This window comes from Rhodococcoides sp. S146-33 (genome assembly GCF_059489205.1).
Map to the genome: position 1 here is coordinate 1 of NZ_JCAJWY010000002.1, position 26,751 is coordinate 26,751.

20 protein-coding genes are annotated in these 26,751 nt (G+C 60.1%); 12 read left to right on the forward strand and 8 right to left on the reverse strand.

Annotation, left to right across the window (positions count from 1 at the left end):
- Nucleotides 1-419 precede the first annotated feature (419 nt).
- On the forward strand, nt 420-4,040 hold the full coding sequence (locus tag AC5WEY_RS08715; RefSeq protein ID WP_495645564.1) for a DEAD/DEAH box helicase: 3,621 nt from the start codon (nt 420-422) through the stop codon (nt 4,038-4,040).
- A 389-nt stretch (nt 4,041-4,429) separates the two neighbouring features.
- Nucleotides 4,430-6,745, forward strand: coding sequence for a KAP family P-loop NTPase fold protein (locus AC5WEY_RS08720; protein WP_495646512.1), 2,316 nt, complete (start codon nt 4,430-4,432; stop codon nt 6,743-6,745).
- A gap of 157 nt (nt 6,746-6,902) precedes the next feature.
- On the opposite strand, the gene AC5WEY_RS08725 is transcribed toward AC5WEY_RS08720, so the two are convergent.
- Nucleotides 6,903-10,310 (reverse strand): PIN domain-containing protein, encoded by a 3,408-nt coding sequence (locus AC5WEY_RS08725; protein WP_495645565.1) that lies wholly within the window; start codon nt 10,308-10,310, stop codon nt 6,903-6,905.
- A complete protein-coding gene (locus tag AC5WEY_RS08730; protein WP_495645566.1) occupies nt 10,256-10,621 on the reverse strand; it encodes a DUF4365 domain-containing protein in 366 nt (121 codons plus the stop codon). The genes AC5WEY_RS08725 and AC5WEY_RS08730 overlap by 55 nt, the downstream gene beginning before the upstream one ends.
- A 580-nt stretch (nt 10,622-11,201) precedes the next feature.
- Here AC5WEY_RS08730 and AC5WEY_RS08735 point away from each other — a divergent pair.
- From AC5WEY_RS08735 to AC5WEY_RS08745, 3 genes are all read left to right on the forward strand, one after another.
- Nucleotides 11,202-12,071 (forward strand): DUF4062 domain-containing protein, encoded by an 870-nt coding sequence (locus tag AC5WEY_RS08735; RefSeq protein WP_495645567.1) that lies wholly within the window; start codon nt 11,202-11,204, stop codon nt 12,069-12,071.
- Nucleotides 12,072-12,209: 138 nt separating this feature from the next.
- Entirely contained in the window at nt 12,210-12,746 is a 537-nt protein-coding gene (locus AC5WEY_RS08740; protein ID WP_495645568.1) for a hypothetical protein, read from the forward strand.
- A gap of 107 nt (nt 12,747-12,853) precedes the next feature.
- Entirely contained in the window at nt 12,854-13,177 is a 324-nt protein-coding gene (locus tag AC5WEY_RS08745) for a hypothetical protein (RefSeq protein ID WP_495645569.1), read from the forward strand.
- On the opposite strand, the gene AC5WEY_RS08750 is transcribed toward AC5WEY_RS08745, so the two are convergent.
- Nucleotides 13,174-14,331, reverse strand: coding sequence for a tyrosine-type recombinase/integrase (locus AC5WEY_RS08750; RefSeq protein WP_495645570.1), 1,158 nt, complete (start codon nt 14,329-14,331; stop codon nt 13,174-13,176). The two genes, AC5WEY_RS08745 and AC5WEY_RS08750, sit on opposite strands and share 4 nt — an antisense overlap.
- Before the next feature lie 503 nt (nt 14,332-14,834).
- On the opposite strand from AC5WEY_RS08750, the gene AC5WEY_RS08755 reads away from it, so the two are divergent.
- The 3 genes from AC5WEY_RS08755 to AC5WEY_RS08765 all read left to right on the forward strand — a co-directional run bounded on the left by AC5WEY_RS08755 (nt 14,835) and on the right by AC5WEY_RS08765 (nt 17,899).
- Nucleotides 14,835-15,608, forward strand: a complete 774-nt coding sequence (locus AC5WEY_RS08755) for an SDR family NAD(P)-dependent oxidoreductase (RefSeq protein WP_495645571.1) — start codon at nt 14,835-14,837, stop codon at nt 15,606-15,608.
- 84 nt (nt 15,609-15,692) lie between these two features.
- Nucleotides 15,693-16,844 carry an acyl-CoA dehydrogenase family protein gene (locus tag AC5WEY_RS08760; protein WP_495645572.1) on the forward strand — a complete coding sequence of 384 codons (1,152 nt, stop codon included), beginning with the start codon at nt 15,693-15,695 and terminating at the stop codon, nt 16,842-16,844.
- Complete coding sequence (locus tag AC5WEY_RS08765; RefSeq protein WP_495645573.1) at nt 16,841-17,899, forward strand: acyl-CoA dehydrogenase family protein; 1,059 nt, start codon at nt 16,841-16,843, stop codon at nt 17,897-17,899. The genes AC5WEY_RS08760 and AC5WEY_RS08765 overlap by 4 nt, the downstream gene beginning before the upstream one ends.
- Before the next feature lie 73 nt (nt 17,900-17,972).
- Here the strand turns inward: AC5WEY_RS08765 and AC5WEY_RS08770 are convergent, their stop codons facing one another.
- Nucleotides 17,973-18,431 (reverse strand): MaoC family dehydratase, encoded by a 459-nt coding sequence (locus tag AC5WEY_RS08770; RefSeq protein WP_495645574.1) that lies wholly within the window; start codon nt 18,429-18,431, stop codon nt 17,973-17,975.
- Between the two features lie 13 nt (nt 18,432-18,444).
- Nucleotides 18,445-19,563: an acyl-CoA dehydrogenase family protein gene (locus tag AC5WEY_RS08775; RefSeq protein ID WP_495645575.1), complete on the reverse strand. Its 1,119-nt coding sequence runs from the start codon at nt 19,561-19,563 to the stop codon at nt 18,445-18,447.
- 85 nt (nt 19,564-19,648) lie between these two features.
- Between AC5WEY_RS08775 and AC5WEY_RS08780 the strand changes: the two genes are divergently transcribed.
- Complete coding sequence (locus AC5WEY_RS08780) at nt 19,649-20,434, forward strand: enoyl-CoA hydratase/isomerase family protein (RefSeq protein WP_495645576.1); 786 nt, start codon at nt 19,649-19,651, stop codon at nt 20,432-20,434.
- A gap of 46 nt (nt 20,435-20,480) precedes the next feature.
- Here AC5WEY_RS08780 and AC5WEY_RS08785 read toward each other — a convergent pair whose 3' ends face one another.
- Nucleotides 20,481-21,629 (reverse strand): acyl-CoA dehydrogenase family protein, encoded by a 1,149-nt coding sequence (locus AC5WEY_RS08785; protein WP_495645577.1) that lies wholly within the window; start codon nt 21,627-21,629, stop codon nt 20,481-20,483.
- Between the two features lie 116 nt (nt 21,630-21,745).
- Here AC5WEY_RS08785 and AC5WEY_RS08790 point away from each other — a divergent pair, with 116 nt between their 5' ends.
- Nucleotides 21,746-22,501 (forward strand): FadR/GntR family transcriptional regulator, encoded by a 756-nt coding sequence (locus AC5WEY_RS08790; RefSeq protein ID WP_495645578.1) that lies wholly within the window; start codon nt 21,746-21,748, stop codon nt 22,499-22,501.
- Nucleotides 22,502-22,541: 40 nt separating this feature from the next.
- Here AC5WEY_RS08790 and AC5WEY_RS08795 read toward each other — a convergent pair whose 3' ends face one another.
- On the reverse strand, nt 22,542-23,768 hold the full coding sequence (locus AC5WEY_RS08795) for a CaiB/BaiF CoA transferase family protein (RefSeq protein WP_495645579.1): 1,227 nt from the start codon (nt 23,766-23,768) through the stop codon (nt 22,542-22,544).
- A complete protein-coding gene (locus AC5WEY_RS08800) occupies nt 23,765-24,991 on the reverse strand; it encodes an acyl-CoA dehydrogenase family protein (protein ID WP_495645580.1) in 1,227 nt (408 codons plus the stop codon). Before AC5WEY_RS08800 ends, AC5WEY_RS08795 begins: the two co-directional genes overlap by 4 nt.
- Before the next feature lie 56 nt (nt 24,992-25,047).
- Between AC5WEY_RS08800 and AC5WEY_RS08805 the strand changes: the two genes are divergently transcribed.
- Both AC5WEY_RS08805 and AC5WEY_RS08810 read left to right on the forward strand, forming a co-directional pair.
- A complete protein-coding gene (locus AC5WEY_RS08805) occupies nt 25,048-25,839 on the forward strand; it encodes an enoyl-CoA hydratase/isomerase family protein (RefSeq protein ID WP_495645581.1) in 792 nt (263 codons plus the stop codon).
- A gap of 14 nt (nt 25,840-25,853) precedes the next feature.
- Nucleotides 25,854-26,726 (forward strand): amidohydrolase family protein, encoded by an 873-nt coding sequence (locus AC5WEY_RS08810; RefSeq protein ID WP_495645582.1) that lies wholly within the window; start codon nt 25,854-25,856, stop codon nt 26,724-26,726.
- Nucleotides 26,727-26,751 lie beyond the last annotated feature (25 nt).

Genomic DNA, 26,751 nt, shown 5'->3' on the forward strand with positions numbered 1-26,751 from the left:
CGGACCTGGGGAATTACGTGACAACTACCCCTGGGGAATTACGAGACCGTCGACATTCATGGGAGTCCATCGGAATCCATCCTTCCGGACTTAAAATTCGCACAGTGTCGGTTCGAGTCCAACTGGGGGCACCAGAGTCCATATGGATCCAAATTTCTGGACCAAGACAGTGCTTTTCGGGTGGTAGCGTGGACTTCAGCGGCCTACCACGGATTTCAGTGGACAACCGAGACAGCGGATTTCAGATCCGCGTGAGGTCTGCTGTCTCCATCGATCCATCTGCACGTTCGTGCAGCTCAGGCCCGCTCTTCGGGTTGGTTGGCGGTCTCTGGGTGTGGCTCGCTGTCACGAGGCTGTCACAACTTGATCTGGCTGAGCTGACTGACCTCATCAACGGTCGCGGGGGTATTTTCTCTACCGTGGCCGTCTTCGCTGATCTCGTTGCATCTCTCGCAGTTGATCCTGGGCTGCGGGGGAGGCAGTTCGAGCACGTCTGTCGCTGGTACTTGGCGAACGATCCGCAGTACCGGAGCACGTTTCGTAACCTGTGGCTGTGGGACGAGTGGCCGGGCCGGTGGGGTGCGGATGCAGGTATAGATATCGTCGCCGAAGACCACCAGGGGCGACTGTGGGCGATTCAAGCGAAGGCTTACGGAAGTCAGCATGCGGTCACCAAGGCCGACGTGAACACGTTCTTGGCCGAATCCTCCCGCGCGGTGTTCTCCCACCGGCTTCTCGTCGCTACCACAGACAAGCTCAGCCCCAACGCCAGGCGAACCATATCCGCTCAAGAAAAGCCCATCGGGTTGGTGATGCTGAGCGACTTACTCACTGCCGAGGTCAACTGGCCTGCCGATCCCACCCAACTAAAACAATCTCCGATGCCACGTAGCTACGTACCGCACCCCTATCAACACGAAGCGATCGAGGCGGTCATCCGCGGCTTCGAGGACGCCGATCGTGGTCAACTGATTATGGCGTGCGGTACGGGTAAGACGATTACAGCGCAATTCATCAGCGATCGACTGGACTCGCGGAGCACGCTGGTTCTGGTTCCTTCACTGTCTCTGTTGAAGCAAACGATGCGCGTCTGGAAGCCTCAATTGCCTTTGGCCGTCGCAGTTCTTCCGGTTTGTTCGGACGAAACGGTGTCACGTGATGACGACACTCCGGTCGAGCACGCCAGCGAGCTTGGACTGCCCGTCACCAGCGACCCCGCCGCCATCGCTGAGTTCCTTCGGGATCGTCGTGGGCCTAGCGTCGTGTTCTCTACATACCAGTCGTCTCCTCAGGTCGCCGAGGCGCAGAAGTTAGCCGGCGTGCCAGGGTTCGACTTGGTCATCGCAGATGAAGCGCACCGCTGTACCGGTCGCCAATCGTCTGCCTTCGCGACGGTATTGGACAGGAATCAGATACGGGCTTCGCGGCGGTTGTTTATGACCGCGACGCCGAGGTACTTCACCGGACGAGTGATCAAGGCTGCGAACGAAGTCGACTTCGAAGTCGCGTCGATGGACGACGAAATGTTGTTCGGCGACGTGTTCCACAGACTTGGCTTCGGTGAGGCAATCAGCCGGGACCTTCTCACGGATTACCAGGTGGTGATCGTCGGAGTCGATGACGCGACGTACAGGAACCATGCCGAGCGGGGGAGCCTGGTCAGCCGGACAGGTGAGGCAATCACCGACGCTCGCACCCTGGCCGGACAGATCGGGCTGGCCAAGGCCATGCGTCAGTACGACCTCACCCGTGTGATCAGTTTTCATTCCAGGGTTGCCCGCGCCCGCAGCTTTGCTGCAGAGATGCCCGCGGTCATCGACTGGATGCCCGACGACCAGCGCCCGATTGGCGACCTGTGGTCCAGGCACGCCTCGGGTTCGATGTCCGCCGGCGAACGACATGTGTTGTTACAGCGCCTGAGCGGTCTGGGTAGTGGGGAGCGAGGCTTGCTGGCAAACGCCCGCTGCCTCGCCGAAGGCGTGGACGTGCCAACCCTCGACGGCGTTGCATTCATCGACCCGAGGAGTTCCGAGGTCGACATCGTCCAGGCCGTCGGACGTGCGATCCGCAACGCCGACGACAAGATGCTGGGAACGATCGTTCTACCCGTCTTCATCGACTCCAACGTGGACCCCGCTGTTGCGCTTGATGATTCCGCGTTCAAGCCGGTGTGGGAGGTGATCAAGGCTCTGAGGGCGCACGACTCCGACCTGGCCGAACAGATTGACACGCTGCGCCGTGAGATGGGTCGCCATGGCGGTTCGCCGAAGTTGCCGGACAAAATCCACCTCGACGTACCGGTGAAGGTCGGGGACGACTTCGTCCGCGCATTCGACACCCGCCTCGTCGAGCAGGTGAGCCAGCCATGGGAGTTCTGGTTTGGACTGCTGCAACGATACGTCGACCAGAATGGGCATGCTCTGGTACAGCAAACACACAGCATCGACGGCTATCGCCTGGGTTCCTGGGTGACAGGTCAACGCAGCCGTATGTTGAAGAACCAACTGAGCCCGGAACGTCGAGAATTATTGCAGGCTTTGCCTGGATGGAGCTGGGACCCGAAGGCGGATCAGTGGGAAACAGGCATCCGACATCTCGAGGCGTATGCAGCTGTGCACGGCACGTCGGAGGTCCGCGACGACTTCGTATGTGATGACGAGTATCGGCTCGGCAAGTGGGTGGGTAAGCAGCGCAGCAAGTGGGCTGCAATGCCGACGGAGCGACAGGCGCGGTTGCAAAGTCTGCCCAGTTGGACCCTAGACGCTCGAACAACATTGTGGGACAGATCATTTACCGCATTGTCGACCTACGTCGAGGAACATGGTCATGCGAATCCTCCGCGAGGGCTGACAGTCAACGGCATCGATTTGGAATCGTGGGTACGACGCCAACGACGGACATGGAACCAGCTGACCGACGACAGGCAGGTAAAGCTCGAAGTACTACCTGGATGGACGCTGAATGCTGTCGAGGGAAAATGGAACTCCGGACACCAGCATCTCGTGGATTACGTAAAGAAGTTCGGTAGTGCCGCCGTCATGCAGTCGTATGCTGCCGGCGACGGCTATCCCTTGGGAAAGTGGGTCAGTGTCCAGCGGGCACAGTGGGACAAAATGGATGAGGCTCGGCGCAGCAAACTCGCGAACCTCCCAGGTTGGACACTCGATGCACGGGGCGACTGGTGGGAAGACTGGGTCGGCAGGCTCGATGCATACGTGGCGGAACACGGTACCTGTCGGGTGCCGATATCCTACGTGGCAGAAGACGGAGCCAAACTCGGAAGCTGGGTCAGCAACCTCAGGACGACGTGGGATTCACTCAATGACGAACGTCGGCGACGAATAGAGCACCTGCCCGGGTGGACACTAGACACCCGGACCTCGGCATGGGAAGACGGCTACCGTCAGCTGGAGCAATATGTATCGGAACACGGCAACGCGAGAGTCCCGCAGGCATACTCCACCGGCGACGGGAAGCGCCTCGGGTCGTGGGTCGCCAATCAGAAGACGAAGTGGCCATCCCTCACAGAAGAGCGCCGCTTTCGGTTAGAGCAGCTCCCCGGATGGACTTTGAACGTTGCAGACGCGCAGTGGGAAGAAGGATTCGAGCGGCTCGCTGCCTACGTAGATGAGAACGGCGGCGCGCAAGTGCGAGCGGACTGCATCTTTCAGGACTTTCGTCTGGGACAGTGGGTTGCCACCCAGCGCACGAAGTGGTCCGAGCTCAGCGAGCAACGCCGCGAGCGCCTCGTGACATTGCCCGAGTGGACCGTGTCATCGCGAGACTTACGTTGGGAGGAGGGCTACCAACATCTGCTGCGATACGTTGATGAGCACGGGCACGCGTGCCCTGCGCAAAAGCAAATCGACGCAACAGGATTCAAGATCGGAACCTGGGTCGCTGGGCAGCGCCAGAGTTGGGCCCACGGGCGGATGGCGGACGAGCGCAAAGACAAGCTCGGCGCGCTACCGGGTTGGAAGTGGAGCACGAGACCGGGAAATTCAGGGCCGGCTTTAACTCCAAGTGAATATCTCTTCTGACTTTCGGCACCACTGCCTACCCTTGTGGTAACCCGTGCGACACGGGCCTTGGTGACGGGTCGGCATTGCCCGCCAGGCTCGGTCGGGACTGCCCCAGGTTTGGTGGCTGTGTGCGTGGCGTAGGCGGTTGCATGTCCGAGGCGAGGTTAAAGTTTCCGGTGTTGGTCACGTCGGCCGACTGGAGAAGTTCACACGGATCCGCAGTCAGAGCTGACGCGGCGGCGCTCCTCCAGCAGCCTGGAAGGTAGTTTTAGTTGAGTGTGGTCGAAGTGGGGAGCTGGGTTGTCGACGCCGTCGAGGCTCTGGGGCCAAGGGGTGAGGATTGGTCGATCTTCAGAAGCGTGGTCGGGGCACTAATTGCTGGCTGTGTCGCACTACCGTTGGCTACTGTGTGGTCCGCAACGCGACCAGCCCCACCACGCCCGCTCGCGAATGTTCAGAATGTTCTAGGTACGGTCTCGCTTTCCCAGGGCTTCTCCGACTCGAACCTGCCCATTGGGGCATCGGAAAACGACATTGAACAATTTGACCGGCTTGGCAGAGCTCCTTATGCCAGCCAAATTGCTGAGCGGATAAACCGGACGGGAACGGGCGCAAGCGTTGTCTACGGACTAACAGGCCCCTGGGGGAGCGGCAAGAGCAGCGTGCTCGCAATGATTGCGTCCAAGCTTGGCAGCAAGACCCGCGAGGACGGAACGTGCACCTGGGCGGTTCGTACCTTCACTCCCTGGTCCGCGGACGACACGACGTCCCTTACCGAAGAATTCTATCGAACCGTGATTGCAGCAATGCCCGACACGAACGAGGGACGCGAGGCCGTTCGTACCCTTGCTAATGCAATGCCAGTCGCAAGCGCGGTATTGAAAGCTGGCCTGACTTCTTATATCGAGAAGCATCTCGGAGATGGGGCTTTGCAAAAGATGGCGGTGAGTGGCACCGACGCAGTCGCGGAACAGCTAGGGAAGTATGGAACGGCCGTCGATCCGTTTGCGGCTCGATTCGCGAAAGCCTCGGCTGCAATAGCCGCCGCCAACGTGAATGTTCTTGTGATTGTGGACGATGTCGATCGCCTGCATTCAAATGAGTTGGTGTCGGTTATGAAGGCGGTTCGACTGCTCGGGCGTTTTAACCGAGTTCACTACCTCCTCGCCTACGACGAAGGCGCAGTCCTTGATGTCCTTGCAGACGCAGATCTAACTGGTGGGCATAGGGAACGAGCTAGGGGGTATCTCGAAAAAATAGTGCAATACCCATTTGCCCTGCCGCCGATACAAGCTGGTCATTTATTGGCTGAGTCTCGCAGGCTACTTCAGCAAGTTGCGGCAACGCACAGCCTCGACTTCGCGGTGCATCTTCGCGGAACGCCCGGTAGGAATCAAGATCTGGCAGCCTTCGTGGTCGAGGCTATTCCGCGGAGTGATCGAATGAATTTGCGATCTGTCTATCGCCTGTGCACCCAGGTGGATGTTATGTTCACACTGGTTGGTGCTCAGGAACTCGATTTAGTAGACGCCACCTTGCTAACTTACGTGCGCCTAACGTACCCGCAAATGTACGAAGAACTGAGGCTCTGGCGCAAGGATCTATTTGACGGAGGAACGCCTTATCTCGGGAAAAAGCCTAGTCTTTCTCGTGTCGACTGGGAGCATCGAATTTCGAAAACCGCAAATTTGGATGCCTCAGGTTCTGAGGTAGCCGAAGTTCTTAATCTTTTGTCAATTCTATTCCCTAAGCTTTCAGAGGTGGACAGAATACCGGGTAGCGATCGGGCCGATGGACACAAGCGAATTGGAGACGGTGCGTACTTCGACCGCTACTTCGATCTTCGTATCCCACTGGACGATATCTCTGACAGCCAAGTGCGCGCTGAGTTCGAATATTTAGTAAGTCACGGATCGTGGCCGCCTCAAAGTGAGATAGAAACGGCAATAGCAAGCGAGGGGCGTGGAGTTCTCGTGCGACGCAAGATCACGGCCGCGCTCGACGCGTGTGCAGAGGCAAGATCGCAACCGTGTCTCGAGGCGGCAATACTCGTCAGCAATTCCGCGCTGGCTGAAAGCCAATACCCCTACCTTCCGTCGACAGGTTGGGACTCTGTAGTCTTTGCCATACTTTGCCGCGCGATCTCCGCAAGCAATGAGCGTGATAGAGAAGGCATTGTTGACGACTATCAACGAGCCTGTGGCCTGACGGCAGCATTTGATGTGCTGGTAGTAAACTATGCAAGGTGGCAAACAAAGGAGAAGTCCTCAGCTTTTGAACGCCCGCTGCCGGGAGTTGATCTGTCGGCAGTCGAACCTTTAAGCGATATCGTCCGAAGGCGTGCTGTAGAAGTCGCGGACAGTGGCCTCATTGAGGAACGGTTTCGGGACGACCCAAAGCTCTATACGTCGATTCTTCACGTTGGACAATGGATGAAAGATGTCGACTGGGCCATGCTCAAGCACAGAGTAACTGATCGCCTTGCATCAGGGGTCACGACTCCTCTAGACATTGCATCGCGCTTTGTCAGCACTGCGTTTCGCGACGGGACTGAATTTTCAGACGAGCTCTTCCAGAAGCTAGTCCCGAGCGAACTTTGGAGGGAGGATGACTTTGTCTTCAATGCGGCGGATGCCCCTGATCCGGGCGACACGACGACTCTGGCAGCTTGCAAATTCTGGGCTTCAAAACACATTCTCGCCGCAATGCCCGGAGAGAAGTAAGGAGCATCACGCACACCTCTATCGCTGGCACATGATCGCGACGGTCCAGTTAGATTTCCCCGGAGGATCTAAGCGGCGTGGCCGTCGCTGCACGAGAACGAGCATAGTTGTGGTTGTCCGTCCGTCGCTCGCACATCGACACCAGGCAGACTGCTGGCTAGTCGGCTTCGCGGAGATTGGCTACTACCTCGGCGGCAACGGCTCCGAGCGTCTCGACGCTCTCGGATGGCAACAGCTTGGCCGCCGAGGCCAGGTAGTTGAGCGGATCGTCGAGGTTGTTTGCCTCTGCTGCGATTCGTGCACGCCGGATTCCCTGCGAGACAATTTCAACGGTCACATCGGTGCCGAACCCAGCGAGCGAAAGTGCTGCGAGCACCGTGGCGGCATATTGTCCGTCGGTGTAAGCAGATGCAGCTCCCTGCATCGCGGCGGATTGCCAGGAACCAAGTTCGTCCGGCGCTGACTCTTGTACCTTTTCATATAACGCGCGGAGGTCCTCGAACGGCGTTTCGGTCCAGCACCACCAAGCGGCGCGAGAAATAGCAGTGGCACCGCTGTGGGCCCGCCAGAGGTCGTTTTCGGCGAGTTCAATCAAGTCCTCGCGAGTCAAAGGCACGTCCACCACGAAATCTTTGGCTAGCTGGAGATTGTCTGATGCCGCTCGTACCGCAGCCGCCTCAACTGCGGCGTCGGTAACCCGCCGCGCAATTGTTCGGTCGCGCACTGCTTCGATCAAGGCTGAGGTTCCGAAGCACACAACCGAATGCTCGCGTGCATATCGTCTGAGCCCGAGGTCATCGCTCCATAGGGGCACACCTCGATCATGAGCGAGTTGTATGACATCGGTCCAGGGATGATGCGCGGGTGCGTCAGATAGTTCCGGATACAGGGTGCGAGCCAACACGACCCGTCCCGGTAAACCTTCGGCGAACTGCTCCAGTTTCGCGGCGCGATCGTGGATCCTTACGAACTCTTCGTCCAAGAGGGGTGCAAAGTAGGGCGAATTGGTTCTCCGATCCCACCCGAGTGTTCCTGGGCTGTTCGCAAGCTGCCGAATGTGTGCTGACGCGTGGTGAACGTCGCGCATGGAGCTTGCAGGCACAGTGAGTTCGACAAATTGGCCACCAAGCCTGCTGCCGGTCTCCATACCTGAGATCGTCAACATGGCTGACGCGTCCATCACCGCTGAGCTGCCGAGTGATTGCTCTGCGTCTTCAACGTCGCGCGTATGCTCGTTATCGTCCGCAGACCCGGAGACCAATGCGCCGAAGAGTCGCTGTATGAGGACCGTCGCATAACCCTTCTCGAGCAGGCCTGACAGTGCGCCCATCGGGAGCCGAGAGGCGTTCACCGACTTCACTATTTCTTCTAGCGAGGAAGTTATCGCGTCACGCTGTTGGAGCTGGGAGATGATCTCTTCCGGTAGTTGATCCTCGGAGACCTGGTGTTCGTCAAACCCCGTAGGTGTTCCCTGAGCGTTGAGGGACGTGAGGATGGCAAATGCTCGCTCGTGAAGTGCCGACGGAACTTCTGACAAGGCGAATGCTCGTATGTCTGGGGCATCGTCATCCGGCGGGTCGCCTCCAGTCTCGGGGTCGGCGGAAGAACGGGTCGCGACCAACACAGCTCGTGCGCACTCCGACGGCAGGTCTGAATCATCGAATTTTTCGGCTAGGGTGAGCGCCTGCGCTGCGGTCTCCTCTTCCCACCGGACAGTGGCGTGCGCGTTGAGCCATAATCGCGCCTCGGCGAGATTGCGAATGCGTGGCCGGTACTTGGCGAAGGTAGCGGCTGCACGATTTAGCTTTCCTTGATTGAGTTGGGCGATCACAATTCTCCAAACGGCAGCGTCGGATTGGCCTCCGACCGCGAGCGCCGCGACGAGATCGCGTTCGGCGACGTGCCAATCGCCGCGGTCTCCGGCTAACCCGGCTAGAAAAAGGTGTAATCGTGCGCGTTCCGCGGGCTGCACTTCTGTGGAATTGGCAGCCGACCGGGCCACCTCCTCAGCATGGGGTGCACCGGCATCTATGAGATTCTGGGCCTGTTGGATCAAGAAATGTGGGTTACCTGTGACGTCGAACTGGGTCCGTGCGTTGTCGGCTGCTTCCTGATATCGCTGGTCCTCCCTCAGTAGCGCGTTGAGGTGTTCGCTGGCGACGATGTCGGTGCGCGCGAGGGCTCGGAGGGTCGGCAAGGCCAGGTCTAAGTCATCGTGAGCCGCGATCAATGCATCGACCAGTTCGACCATCTCTCCGGGCACGATGGATCGGTCCTTCAGCTCACGGAGTACGTCGCCGTGGTCCTCGCCCAGGGCGGCCAATGCGATTACGGCGTTCGCGATTTCGTGGTACTCGAGTGACGCGCGCGCTTCGACAAGCGCTGATCGGTGAAGGGCGATCTGTTCGATGGGGGAAAGTTCTAACAGGCCGATTCGGACTTTCAGCAGGGAGTCGGCCGTGCCGTCACCTAGGTGGGCGATCAGGTGATCGACGAGGTGAGGCTGATCAGAGAAGTAGGCAGCGATGATCGTGTTCCTGCGGATCCGTGGGTCGGCGGTGTCATCGGATGTCGTAGGCCCGCGATCTTGCAGGCTCAGATCGAGGATTGCGTTGAATTTTCCAATGACCAGTAACGATTGCGAGAGTGTCACCGTGAGCTCAAGGATTGGTCCGGCCCACAGGATTCGTTGTGCTCTTGCGCGAGTGAGCAGTTCGATAGCATCGGGCATGTCGTCGGGGTCCGCCGACGTCGAGTTGGAACGGCGCATCAGGATTTCGGCACGCTGCATCATGACAGCTGAGCTCGTCGGCTCTGCGGCAAGCTGTGCAGACGAGTGGCGTTCGGCGGTGTTGACGTCTCCTGCGCGTAGAGCTTGGTCGGCGAGGAAGCCCTGCACCGGTCCTGATGCACGGACTTCCTCGCTGTCAGTTGCGATGACTGGCGGAATCCTCCGGGGCCCGGCATCGTCGGCAGGATGCTCGAGCAGCGCCCTACCGACTGCCACTAAGAGGCGGGCATTTGATGTGAGTTCCGCTTCCGTCAGGAGTTGCTCGGCTCGGATGCGGTCACTGTGCATAGCGTTGAGTCCTGCGGCAGCTAGTAGGTGGCCTCTGCCTGCAGAAAGTGGATGGGCGGCACGTTCGAACGCTTCTGAGCTGAGGTCGAAGTGCTCGTGTTCTGCGGCATAGGAACCGAGTGCTTGCCAAGTCCACACAGGATATCTAGTCATCCAAATCGGCGATGTAGCTAGGAGGGATTCGACCGTGCCTCTCGGATTGGCTCGTCCAGCAGCTAGATGAGCGGTCAGCAGTGCAGCGTCGGCTCTTTCGGACGCTGGGCGATTGGACAGGACTTCTGCGACGGTGGGTGGCACTTGCCCGATGGTGTTCTCGAATTTTGTAAGTGCCTGCGTTTCCAGACCACTTGCGATATGTGTCCACTCAGCGTCGGCGGTTGTCACCGTTTGTGCGCGAGGAACTTCGACTTTGAAACCTTTGCCTGTTGATGTCACCGTTCCATCGGAGATTCTTTGCCAGTAGATCTGGTCGACATCGAGGTCCACATCACAAGTACTACGACTACCGGCAGCGCATGGTCAAGCCATAGTTTGTGCTTTTTTGCGTCGAATGAGAACCACCAGCCGTTGGGGGAAGGCGTCTTGAAGTAGCTCGATCCGGTCTTGATCTGGACGGCGATCAGTCGGCCGGTACCGACCTCCCTGTCCGGCCTACCGGGAGCTTCGGTGATCTCGACTTTTTCGACATGAGCGTCGATGCCCTGATCGCTTTCCTCTTGGGAACGGAAGAACCAGCCGAGTTGTAGCGCCTGCTGTTTGGCGAGTGCAACACCGCGCTGGTTCGTGATCTCGCTCAATTGTCCTCCCGGGTCGAAGGAAAACAAGATTACAGTCGCTCGTCGCTGGGGATTTGTATGACACGAGCTCTTTCCGTCCGCAGGGGCAGAGGCTGAAGCGTATCGGTGGATCGACCCGTCTGTAAGGGGGCTTTCGCGTCACCGTTGGCATTTTCAGATGTCACAGGATCCGCTGCCATTGAACTGCGTAGCCCGACCGTTGGTCCTCCGCGCACCACTGAAGTCCACGTTCGTTCAGGCTCGCCTGACGTCGGCAGGTGCGCATAGTTCGGTGTCACGAGAGTGTCACAAGTCGGTACGTTCGGACATGGACTGGCCCGGACGGTGATGTACGAAAACTGTTGCGAATAAACAGATATCGAGTCCAACGTAGTTCAAGTGAATCCACTTCTAGGGACTTAAAATCCGCACAGTGTCGGTTCGAGTCCGACTGGGGGCACGGCGTTCTCGCAGGTCAGCGGTCGATCGACCGGGCTCGGTTCGCATCCCAACTCTCCGAGGGCCGTGAAAAGGCCGTGAGGGCGGAAAATCGTCCGCGCAACGCAGTTCGCGTGTCGGTACCGCTCGGTACGATCTGGTAATGGCCTTTGACGCGCACGTCCTCGAAGTGATGATCTCGACTCCTGGTGATACAGCCGAGGAGGTGGCAACCGTAAAGGACGCTCTCCACGGTTGGAATGCGAGCCGTGCTCCCGGGGCTCAAACAATTCTGCTGCCGAGATTTTGGAAGACGGATTCCGTCCCGCAGCTCAACGCGAGCGGTGGGCAAAGCGTCATCAACTCGCAGTTGGTGGACAAGGCCGATGTAGTGATTGCCTTGTTCGACAGCCGTCTCGGGCAGGAGACCGATTCTGCAGTGTCGGGAACGGCAGAGGAGATCGAGCGTGCTGCCGATGCGGGCAAGCCGGTGCACGTCTACTTCTCGGACGAACCAATCGATCGCAGCAAGTTTGACGCCAAAGAGTTCTCGCGTCTGGAGAAGTTTAGAGCTGAAATGGAATCCAAGGGCTTGCTGGGTGTTTACACCGACCTGAACGACCTAGCGTTCAAAGTCCGCAACGCCCTCGAGGATGACTTAACCGAGATGGGGCTTGGCGCACCGTCTGTCGTGAAGAAGGGCGAACATGCCGTTCCCCGCCTGACGATAGAAAAGCGACGCGAACAGACGGGCATCGATAAGAAAGGCGCACCGAAGTTCACGACCCGTGCAGCGGTTGTTGTCGCGAACAAGTCTCAGACAGTAACTGCGGAGGGGCTCACGATTGACTTTGGAGACGGGCTACGTGAACACGTCTGTCGGCGGGATGACTCGCCAGTGGACTTGCCGCCACTTGCTTCGCTCAACTGGGTAATGGGATTGCGAATGGGTATGGCGGAACGAACGACCGTCGTATTTAACTGGACCGAGAGTGGCGAAGCGCACTCGGAGAATCAGCCAGTCACCTTGTGATGCCGGATTGTAATGTTGCGCGCAATGCGCAATCGGTAGGAACAGGGTTCCAACGGTGCCAGAGAAATCTACGCCGAGCCGACGTATTGGTGGCGAGTGGTCGTGAAACGCGTGTGTGCCGGTGGGTAGGATGCGTCTGTGACAGCTGAGGGCGGAAGTACGCCGCGCCGTATACCGATTTGGTCGATCGTTCTCGCCGCCTCGTTGGTTTTCGCAACCCTGGTCACGTTCGTTGTTGGCATAGCTCTCAGCTCAGATGGAGGGCAGACTCCAAAGGAAGGGTATGTACTCACAGTTCTGCTGACGGTCCTATCAGTCGCTGCTGGCTGGATAATCGCACTGCTGATGCAGCAGCATCAGCAGCACGACAAGAATTTGCAGGATCTCCACAACCGGGAACTGATGGAGCAGAATGCACGGTCCGCGGCCAGGAGGATCTTTCGATCCCTCAGCGGCCTTGGCCGCTTGCAGGAATTGACTCGGGATCGAAGCGGCAGTTCGTCAGAGTTGCGGACCCAAATGCGCATTGCGGAAGAGTTGGCACAGTCAATATTCAGCAATACTGAAGACTCGATTAAGGATTGGGAGCGGTTCGTTCCAGAAGCAGTCCAAGATGAAATCAATATCGTCCGGGAAGCGGCGGATAGCACCAACAACGGAGGTGGGGAGACTTAATGGCCGATCTAGATGCACAAGGTTTAATAGTCGGATCTGTCGCGAGAGTGGACTCTCAGTACGCTGTCGTAATCAATCGCGGGTCAGAGGATGAGGTCGAACTCGGTATGCGATTCCAGATCCTGTCACGGGAGGGCGAGCCGATCGTCGACCCGGAAACCAATGAGGTGATTGAGACCATTCCTTACGAGAAGGCGCGTGTCGAGGTCGACGAGTTGTATTCGCGCGCTGCGGTTGCTAGCACTTTCAGCACACACTTCGTTGGCGGCCAAGGAGGGCTTGGGGTATCCGGTCTGGCAAATGTGTTCGGTCCGCGGCGTGAAGTGCTCGATTCGTTTGACGCCGAGTTCTCCGAAGCTGACAGCGAGAAGCGGGACATGAAAGTACGAGTCGGCGACCGTGTTCGACAAATCCCAGACGCGACGGATTAGCCCGACCTCTTACCGAACAGCGGCACGACGTTCGACTGCTCGGCGTTGGGTGTCATCGGGACGGCGGTTGGCTCGGGCAGGTTGTTGCCCGCGCCGCCGTCCTCCTCGGGGATCCAATCGCCGTACGTGTCGAGCGTGAGGGTGAATGTACTGTTTCCCAGCCACTTTGATACCTGCATGAAGTGGGTCCCGGCCATCAGCTGCATCGTGGCGAACGTATGCCTGAGGTCGTGGAGCCGCACTCCGCGAGTGGCCGGGGTGTCGCCATCTGCCGGGGCGCTGGCGGGCAGGCCGACCGCGACTAACGCCGGTCGGAAGATGGTGTCGTAGAACGATCCCATCGCCAACGGCAGCGACCAGTCCAGCGGTACTGCGTAGCGTTCGCCTACTGCGCGGTATCCGCCGCCGTTCTTCCGCGAAGGCCACCGGGGAGCGGTCGGCTCGTTGGCTCTCGGGTGGTGTTCCGTGAGGTACAACCGCATCCGTTCCGCGAGCCAGGTCGGCAGCGGAAGCGTTCGCCGAGATTTCCGGGACTTGGGCGTGCTCGGTACCCACTGCCCGTTCTTGCGGTCCTTGGTTCGGCGCACCTGGACGGCGCAGCGCACGGTAGGGGAGCCGTCGGCTCTGGCGGGGCCAGTCGTGAAAGCCAGGTCTCCGACCTCCAGTCCCGCGTTCTCGGCGGCGCGGATGCCGCTGTAGGCGAGGAAGTCCACCATCGGCGCGTAGATCGGGAAGGCCGGTAGCCCGTCCACCTCACCCGCGACCGCGTTCGAGACTGCGGAAACCTGAGCGGCAGTGAGCGGGTGGTGCTCGAAGCGGTCGTGGTCTCCGGTGGACCGCTTTCCGGCGAAGTCCACTCGGTCGGCTGGGTTCGACGGGATTGCGTCGTGCCGCATGGCGTACTTGAGTACTCGTCCGAACGTCGACCATGCGTGCTTGATCGTCGCCGGGGTGAGTCGATTGTTCAGCACTCCGTCTGCGCCTTGCCTGGATTGCTGCCGAACTAGGGCTGCCAGGAACTCCTCGCACTGTCTCGCGGTGATGGTTGCGACGGCCTGGCGGCCGAACCTGTCGAGCACGTACCGATGGAGCAGCTTCCGGTAGTCGTTCAGGGTGCGCTCTTTGAGCTGACCGCGTGCGACCTTGACCTCCATCGACTCCAGCCACGCCGCCGTGTAGTGGCCGAACGGTTGGTCGTCTGCCTTGCGTATCTCCGACGCGGATTGCGCAATGGTCCTGTGCCTTTTGCCATTTCAGTTCGTCGCATCGCTCCTGCGCAGCTTCCTTGGAACCGAACGTCTCCTCGAGGTGGACTTGCTTCTTCTGGCCGTCGGGTCGAGACGGGCTGACTGGGATCGGCCTACCCATCTCTGTTTCGTCCTGGTTCGAGAGCAGAATTTCTTCCTTTGAGCCTCGGCATAGATGTGCGACCACCTTCTGTGCCGAATCCCTGACGATTCGCCCAGTATTCGTCCAGTTCTCCTACCCACGCGATCGCGGCGGTTCGTGCCGATCGGCTGCGGTCATCGCTGCCTCCCTCCGCGCGCCGTTGGTCCGAATCAGGCAGTAACAATATGTAAGACTCTCTCGCAAAGGTTCAGCTAAATTAGCTGAATGATTAAAATATAGACTGTCGAGCATGAAGGAGAGTGACGCAATGGTTGACTTGACTGGGCGGATTGCCTTGGTCACCGGGGCTGCCGGGCAAGGGATCGGAAAAGCGATTGCGATGCGGCTGGGCGCAAGCGGTGCGACCGTCGTGGTGACGGACTCGCATCCGAAGCGAGTTGTCGAAGCGGCCGAAGAGATCGACCGCGCAGCTCGTGAGCACGGGGGCCGGGCGGTCGCCCGACGACTGGATGTCGGTGACCGAGACGATATCGTCGAGGTGACCGACTGGTGCCGTGGGGAGGTGGGACCGATCGACCTGTTGGTCAACAATGCGGCCTACAACGTGCTCGGCTCGATCTTCGACTACGACCCCGCCGAGTGGGATCGGGTCATGGATGTGAACCTCAACGGTCCGTGGATGCTATCTCGTCAGGCCATGAGGCAGATGCGTGACGCGGGCCGAGGTGGGGTGATTCTCAACGTGTCGACCTACGCGCCCGATGTCGGCGGACTGGGGATCGAAGCACCCTATGCAGTCTCAAAGGGCGGATTGAACGTCCTGACCCGCAGCTGTGCCCACGAGGGCGGCCCGTTCGGCATCAGGGCCAACACGCTGTCGATGGGGATGATTACCGGCACCCGCTTCACCGACACGCTCCATGCCGATATGAAGACTGCCGAGCTCTCCAAGTCTCCTCTGGGACGTCTGGCCTCTGTCGGCGATGTCGTCGAAGCGGCTGCGTTCCTCGTCTCCGACGCGTCCGCGAACATCACCGGCGAGACGATCAACGTCTCGGCCGGAACGCACATGCGTTACTGACCCCGTGCGTTGAGACCTTGCCATTGGCCCCGGCACCTATATAGGTATATTATTTTGTTGATTACACCTAGGGAGAGGGGCGTCATGACGATCGGACTCGTGCCGGAGTATCAGGCGCGCACCCGGCCGGGCGCGGACGAGCTACGGCGACGGGTACGAGAGTTCCTCGACATCGAGCGTGCGTCCGGTGGATTCCGGCCGGTCGTGGACTCGTGGATCTCGGGATGGTCTCCAGAGTTCAGCCGCAGGCTCGGTGAACACGGATTCCTGGGAATGACAATTCCCGCGGAATACGGCGGTCAGGGCCGCACACATCTCGACCGCTACATCGTCACCGAGGAACTCCTCGCGGCGGGCGCGCCTGTCGCCGCCCACTGGGTTTCCGATCGCCAGATTGCGCCCGCTCTGCTTGCATACGGTACCGAGTCCCAGCGGCGTATGTACCTCCCGGGGATAGCGCGAGGGGAGACATATTTTGCCATCGGCATGAGTGAACCGGAGTCGGGTTCCGACCTCGCGAGCGTCCGTACGACGGCGAAGAAAGTCGCCGGCGGGTGGACGATTTCGGGCACCAAGGTGTGGACGTCGGGTGCTCATCACAGCACGGCGTTCTTCGTCCTCGCTCGCTCGGAGCCACTGGATCCCGCGCATCGGCACGATGGCCTGTCACAGTTCATCGTCGCCTTGGATTCACCCGGAATCGATATCCGGCCGATCAAGCTGTTGACCGGAGTCCACCACTTCAACGAAGTGCATCTCGACAAGGTGTTTGTTCCGGATGAGATGGTGCTCGGTAATCCCGGTGACGGCTGGTCGCAGGTGACGTCGGAATTGGCCGTCGAACGGAGTGGGCCGGAACGAATTCTGTCCACCATGCCGATACTGAACGCACTCGCCCCAACAGATATCGCCGATGACGACCTCGAACACATGGGTGCCCTGATCGCGCGGGGAAGTGCTCTGCGTCGTCTGTCGATGGCGATCGCGGGTGAGCTGTCCGATGGACACACGCCCGATCTCGCAGCCGCCCTCGTGAAAGACGTTGGTACGCGCTTCGAAGGCCGGGTAGTGGAAGAGGTCAGTAGCGGGACCGTCGATCAACCGGATGCTACGTCCGAAAAGATGCTTACCAGGCTCCTCGCCGAGGGCATTCTCCACGCGCCTGGCTTCACGATCCGCGGTGGTACAAGTGAAATTCTCAGATCCGTGATTGCACGGGGATTAGGTATGCGATGACAGACCCTGACGATCTTGCTGACCTTCGAGAACTGGCCGGAAATATCTTTGCGTCATCGGAAACTCCCAGCGCGCCAACTGTATCGGTACCGTTCGATCGCGACCTGTGGCGAAAGCTCACCGACAGTGGGCTAGCGCTGTTGACGACGTCGGAAGCGGCGGGAGGTAGCGGTGCAAGTGTCCGTGAGTGGAGCACAGTACTCAGGTCTTCGGCGGAGCATTCCGCGCGAGTTCCCCTGGCGGAGAACGACCTCTTGGCGTCGTGGTTGTTGGAACGATCAGGATTGGCTATCGCATCGGGTCCGATGACGGCTGCTGCCGGGACAATCGAGATCAAGTCTGGGCGCGTCAGTGGCACATTCGAGCGGATTCCATGGGCGCGCGACGTCGACTGCGTTGTCGTGCTGGGTGATTGGCGCGGTGAACTGTTCGTGACCGTTGCGACGCCATCCGATCTGGTTCACGGATACAACGTCGCTCGCGAACCGCGTGACTCTTTCGCCATCGACGCAGCGGTGGTGGATCTCGGCCTGACTGCTGTCGACAGTTCGACCTTGGCCGAGTTTCAGCTCCGTGGGGCCCTCGCCCGAGCGGTGCAGATTTCCGGCGCACTCGGCAAGGTGCTCGACCTGACCGTCGAGCACGCGAATTCACGGGTACAGTTCGGTCGATCGGTGGGCAAGTTTCAGGCGGTGCAGCAGCTGGTGGCCGAAGCGGCGGGTGAAGCCGCCATAGCCTCGACTGCAGTGTCCGCTGCTGTGGAGGCAGTCGTTGAAGAGGGGTTCGGCTCCGGGGCAGCGGCTTTCGCCATTGCCGTTGCTCGATCCTGCACCGGCCACGCGGCGACGGTGGTGACGAGGAATGCTCATCAGGTTCACGGTGCTATCGGCTTCACCCTCGATCACCAACTTCGACTGTCGACCATGCGGGCTTCGGCTTGGAGGGACGAGTTCGGAACGCGACGGCAATGGGACCGCGCTGTCGGCCTGCGGACTCGCGACGCCTCCAGTGAATCGATGGGTATCTGGAAACTGATGTCGGGAGAAGCGAGTTAGACGCGGGGGTCTCCGAAACGAGAGAAAGGGCAGAGTCGTCATATACGACTCTGCCCTACTCGATTGCCGGTGGTCAGAAAACGAGGCGGCTGACTGTCTCGGCGACAAGGGCGGGTTTGTCACTGCCCTCCACGTCCAATGTCTGAGTCACGACCATCTGTATCGATCCGTTGGCAAGAGTGGATGCCTCGGACAGAATCGACGTCAGGCGAACCCTCGCCCCGACGAGCACCGGAGTGGGAAAACGCACCTTGTTGGAACCGTAATTGACGCCCATCTTGGCACCTCGGGATGCGTAGATCTGTCCACCGAGCATCGGCAGTAGGGCCAGTGAAAGGTAGCCGTGGGCGATCGTGGTCCCGAAGGGGCTCTCTTTCTGGGCTCGTTCGACATCGACGTGAATCCATTGATTGTCTCCGGTGGCATCTGCGAAAGCGTCGACCCGCGCTTGGTCGATCTCCAGCCAGGCGCTCGAACCGAGCGTCTCGCCCACTGCACCGAGAATGTCGTCTCCTGATTCGAATATTCGCATGAGCTCTCCTTTTTCAGACGATTCCGATTTGCGCCGCGATCAGATCACGATGATGAGACGGACTGCCGAACATGATCTCGGACGTCTTGGCTCTCTTGAAATACAGGTGGGCCGGGTGTTCCCACGTGAATCCGATACCGCCGTGCATCTGGATCGCTTCGGCAGCGATATGGAGAAAAGATGTCGAGCAATAGGTCTTGGCGACCGACGCCGCTACCGGTGCGTCATCGGCGGTGGACGAGATGGTCGACGTCGCGTAATATGCCGCCGAACGCGAGGATTCGAGTTCGACAAGCATGTCTGCGCAGCGGTGTTTGATGGCCTGGAACGAACCTATCGACCGGCCGAATTGCTGACGTACACCAAGATATTCCACAGTGGTTTCGAGCATGAAAGCCGATCCGCCGACCTGCTCGCATGCCAACGCGACCGATGCGATGTCGAGCAGGCTCGAAACGGTGTCCCATCCGGCCCCGTCCACACCCAGGAGCTCGGCGTTCGCACTTTCGAAAACGATGGCGGCCTGACGTCGCGTCGTGTCCATCGTCTGCAGCGGTTTGACGGTCACCCCCTGTGTGCTCGGATCGACGAGAAACAGCGAGATTCCGGCGTCCGTTCGAGCGGCGACTATGATCAGGCTCGCTGACTTGCCATCGAGCACATAGGGTTTGACGCCATTGACCGTCCACGATCCGTCGATGAGAGTGGCGGACGCCGAGATCCCGGACTCGTCCCACTTGCCGGTTGCTTCGGTGATGGCAACCGTCGCGATGAGCGATCCATCGGCGATGGCCGGAAGATATCTGTTGCAGGCCTCGGTATCCTCGGACAACAGCAGGGCGTTGGCGGCGAGGACAACTGTCGACATCAAAGGTGCGCAGAGCAGGCTGCGTCCTGCTTCCTCGAGAACGACGGCGAGTTCGCTGAATCCGTAACCGGCACCGCCGTATTCCTCGGGGATGGCAAGCGACTGAATCCCGATCTGATCGGCCATCTCCTGCCAGACCTTCGGGTCGAAACCGAGCTCGGATTCCATGTGCTGGCGGACGCGCTCTTCGGAAGAACGTGTGGCGAGGAACTTCCGCGTGACCTCGCGAAGTTGCTCTTGTTCGGATGTGAAAGTGAGAACCATGGACACTCCTGTGGACAAGTCGCCTGAGGCAGGCTCTTAAAAGGTATAATAAACTTACTGTTTACCGCAATCGAGGGAGCGAATCGTGTCCAGTCAGCCGGAGTTGGGTACCTTCACAGCGATCGACGCACGGTGCGAGGGAGGGATCTGCTTCCTCACTCTTAACCGTCCGGAGTCGATGAACGCCGCCGACGCAGTCATGCACCGCGAGTTGGCAGAAGTGTGGGACGTGATCGCGGCCGACGACACCATTCGCTGTGTGGTGTTGACCGGTGCCGGCCGCGCCTTCAGTGCGGGTGGAGACTTTCCGAGAATGATTGCGACGCAGGAGGATCAGTCAATTCAGGACGAGGTGTTCGACGAGGCGCGCCGCACAGTTCTCGCCATGCTGAACCTGCCCCAGCCGATCGTCGCTGCGGTGAACGGACCAGCCGTCGGATTGGGTGCAAGCCTGGTGGCCCTGTGTGACCTTGCGGTGGCGTCGGAGCGGTCCTTTCTCGCCGATCCGCACCTCGGCGTCGGCTTGGTGCCCGCTGATGGTGCCGCGCTGCTCTGGCCGTTGGCAATGGGGTTGATGAAGGCGAAGGAGTACATCTTCACGGGCAAGCGGATACCGGCGTCGGTAGCACTCGAACTCGGGTTGCTGACCCGGGTAGTGGCCGCCGACGACGTGATGGCCACCGCCACCGAGTTGGCACGGCAATTGGTTGCGTTGCCTGCTGCGGCCCTGCAGGATACCAAGCGAATCATGAACACTCACGCCGGACTCGTCTTGGATGCCGTGTTGGACGATGCGATCGCGGCCGAACGGCGCAGCGTGAATTCACCCGAGCACAAGGCGCTGACGGCCGAATTGGTTCGCACGAGCTGAACGCACAACCGGCCGGCACGTGAAAGTGCCGGCCGGTCGGCGGTGTCTAGAAGCCCATGGATTTGCCGACGATATCGAGCATGATTTCGTTGGTGCCGCCATAGATTCGCTGTACTCGCGCGTCGCGCCAGAGCCGTGCGATCTCGTACTCGTTGATGTATCCGTACCCGCCGTGCAGCTGAAGGCACCGGTCGATGATCTCCCACTGTGTTTCGGTTGCCCACCACTTGGAACCTGCCGCTTCGTCGGCGGTGAGCGATTTGTCGTTGACACCGAGGATGCACTGATCGATGTACGTTGTCATCACGTTGATCTTCGTGCGCATCTCCGCCAGCGCATGGCGGTTGGTCTGGAACGAACCTATCGCTTGTCCGAAGGCTTTCCGTTCGTGGGCATACGCTTCGGTCAGTTCCAACGCGCGGCGCGCCTGCGCCACCGCGTGGACGGCGATTCCGAGCCGCTCGGCCGGAAGATTTGTCATCAGATGGTAGAAGCCGCGGTTCTCCTCCCCGATCAAGTTCTCGGCGGGAACCCGGACATCTTCGAAGAACAGTTCCGCAGTGTCGGCGGACTTCTGGCCGATCTTGTCGAGTTTGCGCCCGCGCGTGAACCCTTCCATGCCCGTCTCGACCACGAGCAAACTGATTCCGCGGTGAGGTTTTTCGGCATCGGGGTCGGTCCTGCACACGACGACGACAAGATCGGCCAGCAGGCCGTTCGAGATGAACGTTTTCGATCCGTTCAGCACGTAAGTGTCACCATCGCGCCTCGCGGAGGTCTTGATGTTGGCGAGATCCGAGCCAGCGCCGGGTTCCGACATCGCGATCGCGGTGATGTATTCGCCGGACACGTACTTCGGGAGCCAGCGATCTTTCTGCTCCGGCGTCGTGAGATCGCGGAAATACCCGGCGAGGATGTCGTTCTGGACGCCGAGCCCGATTCCGACTGCGCCGGTTGCGTGAAATTCCTCGTTCAGGATGGCGTTGAACCGGAAGTCGTCGATGTCCGCCCCGCCGTAGGTCTCGGGCATCTGCCATCCGATCAACCCCAGCTTCCCGGCCTCGAGCCATGCTTCGCGGTCCACCCAGCCGCGCTGTTCCCATTCTTCCGAATGCGGCACACACTGCTTCTCGAAGAAGCTTCGGGCGGTCCGCCTGAAATCATCGTGTTCGGGTTCGAAAATCGAGCGTTTCATGTGAAGACTCCTGCCGTGAGCATCAAGCATTCGAATGAGCGTAACTATTAAACTATATCAATCGGTTAGATCTCTAGTAGACTTCGGGTTGATAGCGTTCGAAGACAGGGAGTGGCATGGCCGTCGATTTCAGATCGCAGCACGTGAGGGTGCCCAAGGCCGGTGAACTGGTGGCTGCGCAACTTCGACGGCAGATCGTCACGGGGGAGCTGTCTCCCGGGGACCCGCTGCCGTCCGAGGCGGCGTTGATGGACAAGTACGGGGTCTCGAGGCCCACTTTGCGTGAGGCGTTCCGGATCCTGGAGAGCGAATCGATCATCAGGGTGCTCCGCGGCGCGCATGGGGGAGCGCGAGTGCTCGCCCCGAGTACGGAGGTTGCGGCGAACTTCACCGGACTGCTCCTGCAGTACCACGGCGCACCGCTGGTGGATGTCTACCGCGCCCGAGCGTCGATCGAGGTATCGGTCCTGACCGACCTCGTCGGCACCGGTTCGGGTCCCCGTCTGGACATACTGCAGGAGGAGGTGGACAAGGGCAGCGACTTGGTCGGGGAGGCGGTGGCTTTCGCTCGGCACGATGCAACTGTCCATCAGAAGATCGTCGAACTGTCCGGGAACAAGGCGCTGGCCCTGATCTCGAGCATGCTCTACCACATCATCGTCGTGCACAACGAGCAGTTCATCGCGGCGCACGGCGTCGAACACGAACGACCGGCCAACAGGGCGGCGCAGCGTGCGTACGGCAAGTTGATCGGCCTGTTGAGGCAGGGTGATATCGCAAAAGCACAAGCGTTCTGGCGCAAGCATCTCGACGGCGTCGAGAAGTACATGGTGGGTAGCTCGGACACCAAATTGGTAGAGATTCTGTCGTGAACGGAGGACCCTGGCGTGGGGTCCGCCAGGGACCTCCCGATCAGAGGACGCCGTCGGCCGCGAGTTGGTCGATCTCCTCCGTCGACCGGCCCAGTACTCCACCGATGACGTCACGTGTATGCTCGCCCAGTCTTGGTGGCGCTGTGTATTCGTCTATCTCGTTGTTCGAGAAGCGAATCGGATTTCGGATCAGATCGACAGTGTCCGATGTCGGATGGTCGATCGATATGCGAAGACCGCGATGCCGTACCTGCGGGTCGGCGAACACGCCCTCCATCGAATTCACCCGACTGACCGGCACGTCGGCTGCCTCCAATTCTGCCACCCACTCTGCAGCAGAGCGGGTTTCGAATATGGTGCGCAGAGTGTCCAGAACGGTGTCTCGGTGCGCAATGCGCGCGGACACCGTGGCGAATCGAGGGTCGTCGACGAGGTCGGGCCTGCCGAGTGCGCCCGCCAACGCCGCGAACTGACTCGGCGTGCTTGCTACGACGAAGACGTCGTCGTCGGCGCAACGGAACAACTGCGACGGAATGCCCCCGAACCCGCCGTTGCCACGCCTGGGTGCCGCCACCCCGGCGACCAGGTAGTTCTGGGCATAGTGCGACAACGATGCCACGCCACAGTCGAGCAATGACAGGTCGACGTGTTGCCCTGCTCCACCGGACGCGTCGCGGCGGTAGAGGGCGGCAATGATTGCATTGCTGGCGTATAGGCCCGCCACAATGTCGACCATCGAAATCCCGACCTTCATCGGTCCAGCGCCGGGTTCACCGTCAGGCACGCCGGACACGCTCATCATCCCGCTCATGGCCTGGAAGACCCCGTCGTAGCCAGGTCGGTGAGCGTAGGGGCCGTCCTGGCCGAAACCGGTGACCGAGCAGTAGACGAGTTTTGGATTGAGGGCGTGAAGACTTTCGTAGTCGAGCCCGTACTTCGTCAATACACCGCTGCGGAAGTTCTCGACGAAGACGTCGGACTCGAGCGCAAGATCTCGAATGATCCGGGCCCCGTCCGGTGTCGAATACTCGACGGTGATCGAACGTTTGTTTCGGTTGCAACTCAAATAGAAGCCTGACTCGCTGGTCGGATCGCCGTTGCTGTCGTGGAGGAAGGGTGGGCCGTACTGGCGTGCGTCGTCGCCGGCTCCCGGCCTCTCGACTTTGATGACGTCAGCACCCATATCCCCAAGCATTTGAGTCGCAAAGGGAGCAGCAAGGATTCGACTCAGGTCGAGTACGCGAATTCCATCCAGTACTCCGGTCATCGTCCGCCGACCTTGCCTTCCTTTGGCATCCTCATCACTCGTTCGCTGATGATGTTCTTCTGGATCTCGCTGGACCCGGCATAGATGGTCTCTGCTCGCGCGCGGATGAACGACCGTCGAAGCGATTCGGCCACTGTGCTCGGACCGGTGCCCCACTCGGTACCGAGCGCAGCGTCTGGTCCGAGAACATCCATCGCGAGCTCGGTGAACTGTTGATGCCATCTGGACCAGTAGTACTTGCCGATCGAGGCCTCCGGGCCGAACTTGCCGTCCCGGAGTGCGCCGACGAGAGTTCTGGAATTGTTGTGACCCATGATCCGAAGACCGATGTAGCTGTCGATTAGTCGGTCTCGCAACACAGGGTCGTCGAAACTCTGTCGTTGGGCGGCCAGAGTCAGCACCTCGTTCATCTCTCTCCGGAACGAGTATTGGTAGTTCAGAACCGAGGTTGCGCGCTCGTGGCCCAAAGTGGTCATAGCGGCGCGCCACCCGTCGCCCCGATCACCCAGCACATTGTCTGCGGAGGTGCGCGCGCCGTCGAAGTAGACTTCGTTGAACCCGCTGTCTCCCAACATAGTCCGGATCGGCACTACGTTGACGCCTGGTTGATCGAGCGGGATCAGCATGTAAGACAGACCCGCATGGCGAGCCGAGCCCGGCTCGGTGCGGACAATGGCGAAGATCCAGTCGGCATGGTGGGCGAACGTGGTCCAGATCTTCTGGCCGGTCACGACCCACTCGTCACCGTCGAGTACCGCGCGAGTCGCTACGTTCGCCAGATCGGACCCGGCATCGGGTTCCGAGTAGCCCTGGCACCACACGACGTCCGACCTACTCATCGGTGGGAGCAATCGGCGCTTCTGCTCAGGCGTACCCACCGACAGCACCGTCGGTGCCATCAACGATTCTCCGTGAAAGGCAGCACGTGGAGGTGCCCCGGAGGTTGCGTACTCCATCGCGAAAACGATCTCCTGCGTCATCGTCGCTTCTCGGCCGCCGAACTCTCTCGGCCACGACAGTCCGAGCCACCCTCCCTCGCCGAGCTTGCGTTCCCATCGGCGACGGAGGTTCCAGTTGTCGTCGTCGTCAGGACCGCCTCGCTCGGATTGTCCGATGAATTCGCCGACGAGGTTTTCACGCAACCACTGCCGTAGTTCGTCCCGGAATCGGAGATCCTCCCGGGATAGCGGCAGAGCGCTCGATTCGTAGATGTCAGAGGCCATGGTCCTATAGTATAATAATTAATCTATTGCTGGGTATCGATCGATGAGGAGGCGTAGTGGCCGATCTGGAATGGATGGTCAGCGAGGGCGTCGGGACCATCCGGCTCAACCGACCGGCGCAACGTAACGCGTTCACGTTCGACATGATCGCGGAGTGGGCGCACCTACTGCGCTCGGCGAAGACCGACGACAGTGTCCGGGTCGTCGTCCTCACCGGCACCGGCGATCGCGCGTTCTGCTCAGGAGTCGACCTGGGTTCGATCTCGAACGCAAACCCGAATCTGACGCCGTTGGAGCGAAAACTCCAGTTGCACGACGACATTCATCAGGTCGCGCTGGCGCTGGAGGACCTGGACAAGCCAGTGATCGCGTCGATCAACGGTGTCGCGGTGGGTGCCGGGCTCGACATGGCATTGATGTGCGACATGCGGATCATGTCGAGATCGGCGCGGGTGTCCGAGGGCTACGTGAAAGTCGGGCTGACACCAGGAGACGGGGGAGGTTACTACCTGCCGCGGATCGTCGGAACGGCCAAGGCGCTCGAACTGCTGTTGACAGGCGACTTCGTGGACGCCGATGAAGCGCTTCGCATCGGGCTGGTGAATCGTGTCGTCGAGCCGGAGAGCCTCGAGGCCGAGACACGTCGTTTCGCGGAGTCCATTGCCCAGCACGCGCCGATGACTACCCGGTTCATCAAGCGAGTGACCTATCAGTCGGCGAAGACCGACCTGCGAACGTCACTGGATCTGGTGTCGTCGCACTTCGCCGTCATCGCGGCGACGGAGGACGCAGCCGAGGCGCTGGCGGCGATGAAAGAAAAACGCAGCCCGACATACATGGGACGATGAAAGTGAGCCAATCGATGACCGAAAACGCACCGAGAGTGTTCGACTCGTGGATCAACCTGCCGTACCTGCCGGGCGAGGTGACACCCGATCCGTCGGTCGTGGCGAGGTTCAAGCGTGGGAACAGCGCCTACGAAGGCGGCGAGACCATGAGTGATGTCATTGCCGAGATGGACCGGCTCGGAATCTCGGGCGGCGTTCTCAGCAAGGCTCCTCGCGACATCACTCCACCGTTCGTTCACGGCACCAAGACCGGTGAAGCAGTGCTGCGCGAGACGTGCGAGAGACTGGCCACTTTTCAGAAGGAGTATCCGGGTCGCTTCGTCACCTCCGTGGGAATCGACCCGCGGCTGGGCTACGAGGCCGCCAAGCACGTTCGCATCGCCGTCCGAGAGTATGGCATCAAGTGCTTTCGAGTCATTCCGATGTTCACCGGCATTGCGATAGACGACAAGCTCGCCTACCCGATGTATACCGCCGCGTGCGACGAAGGCGCGGTGGTGTCGATCAACGTCGGCGTCCCGGGCCCGATGAAGCCGGCGAAACTCCAGCGCACGATCCTGGTCGACGAAGTAGCCCTTGCCTTTCCCGATCTGAAGATCGCGATGAGTCATCTGGGCGACCCGTGGATCTCGGAGACCGCCGCGATGCTGATCAAGCACCCCAACGTCTTCGCCCTGACCGCCGGCTGGGCTCCGAAGTACGTGCCGGACGAGATCATGCGGCTCGTCGAGAAGCGGGCGAAGAACAAGATCATGTGGGCGTCGGACTACCCGATCCTGCCCTTCGAGCGAACCATCGTCGAGGGCAGGGCGATCGAGCTCAGCGCCGATGCCAGAGCGCGCTACCTAGGCGCGAACGCGCTCGCAGTGTTCGGCGAACCAGTGTGATACCCGCACGACTCCAACATGATTC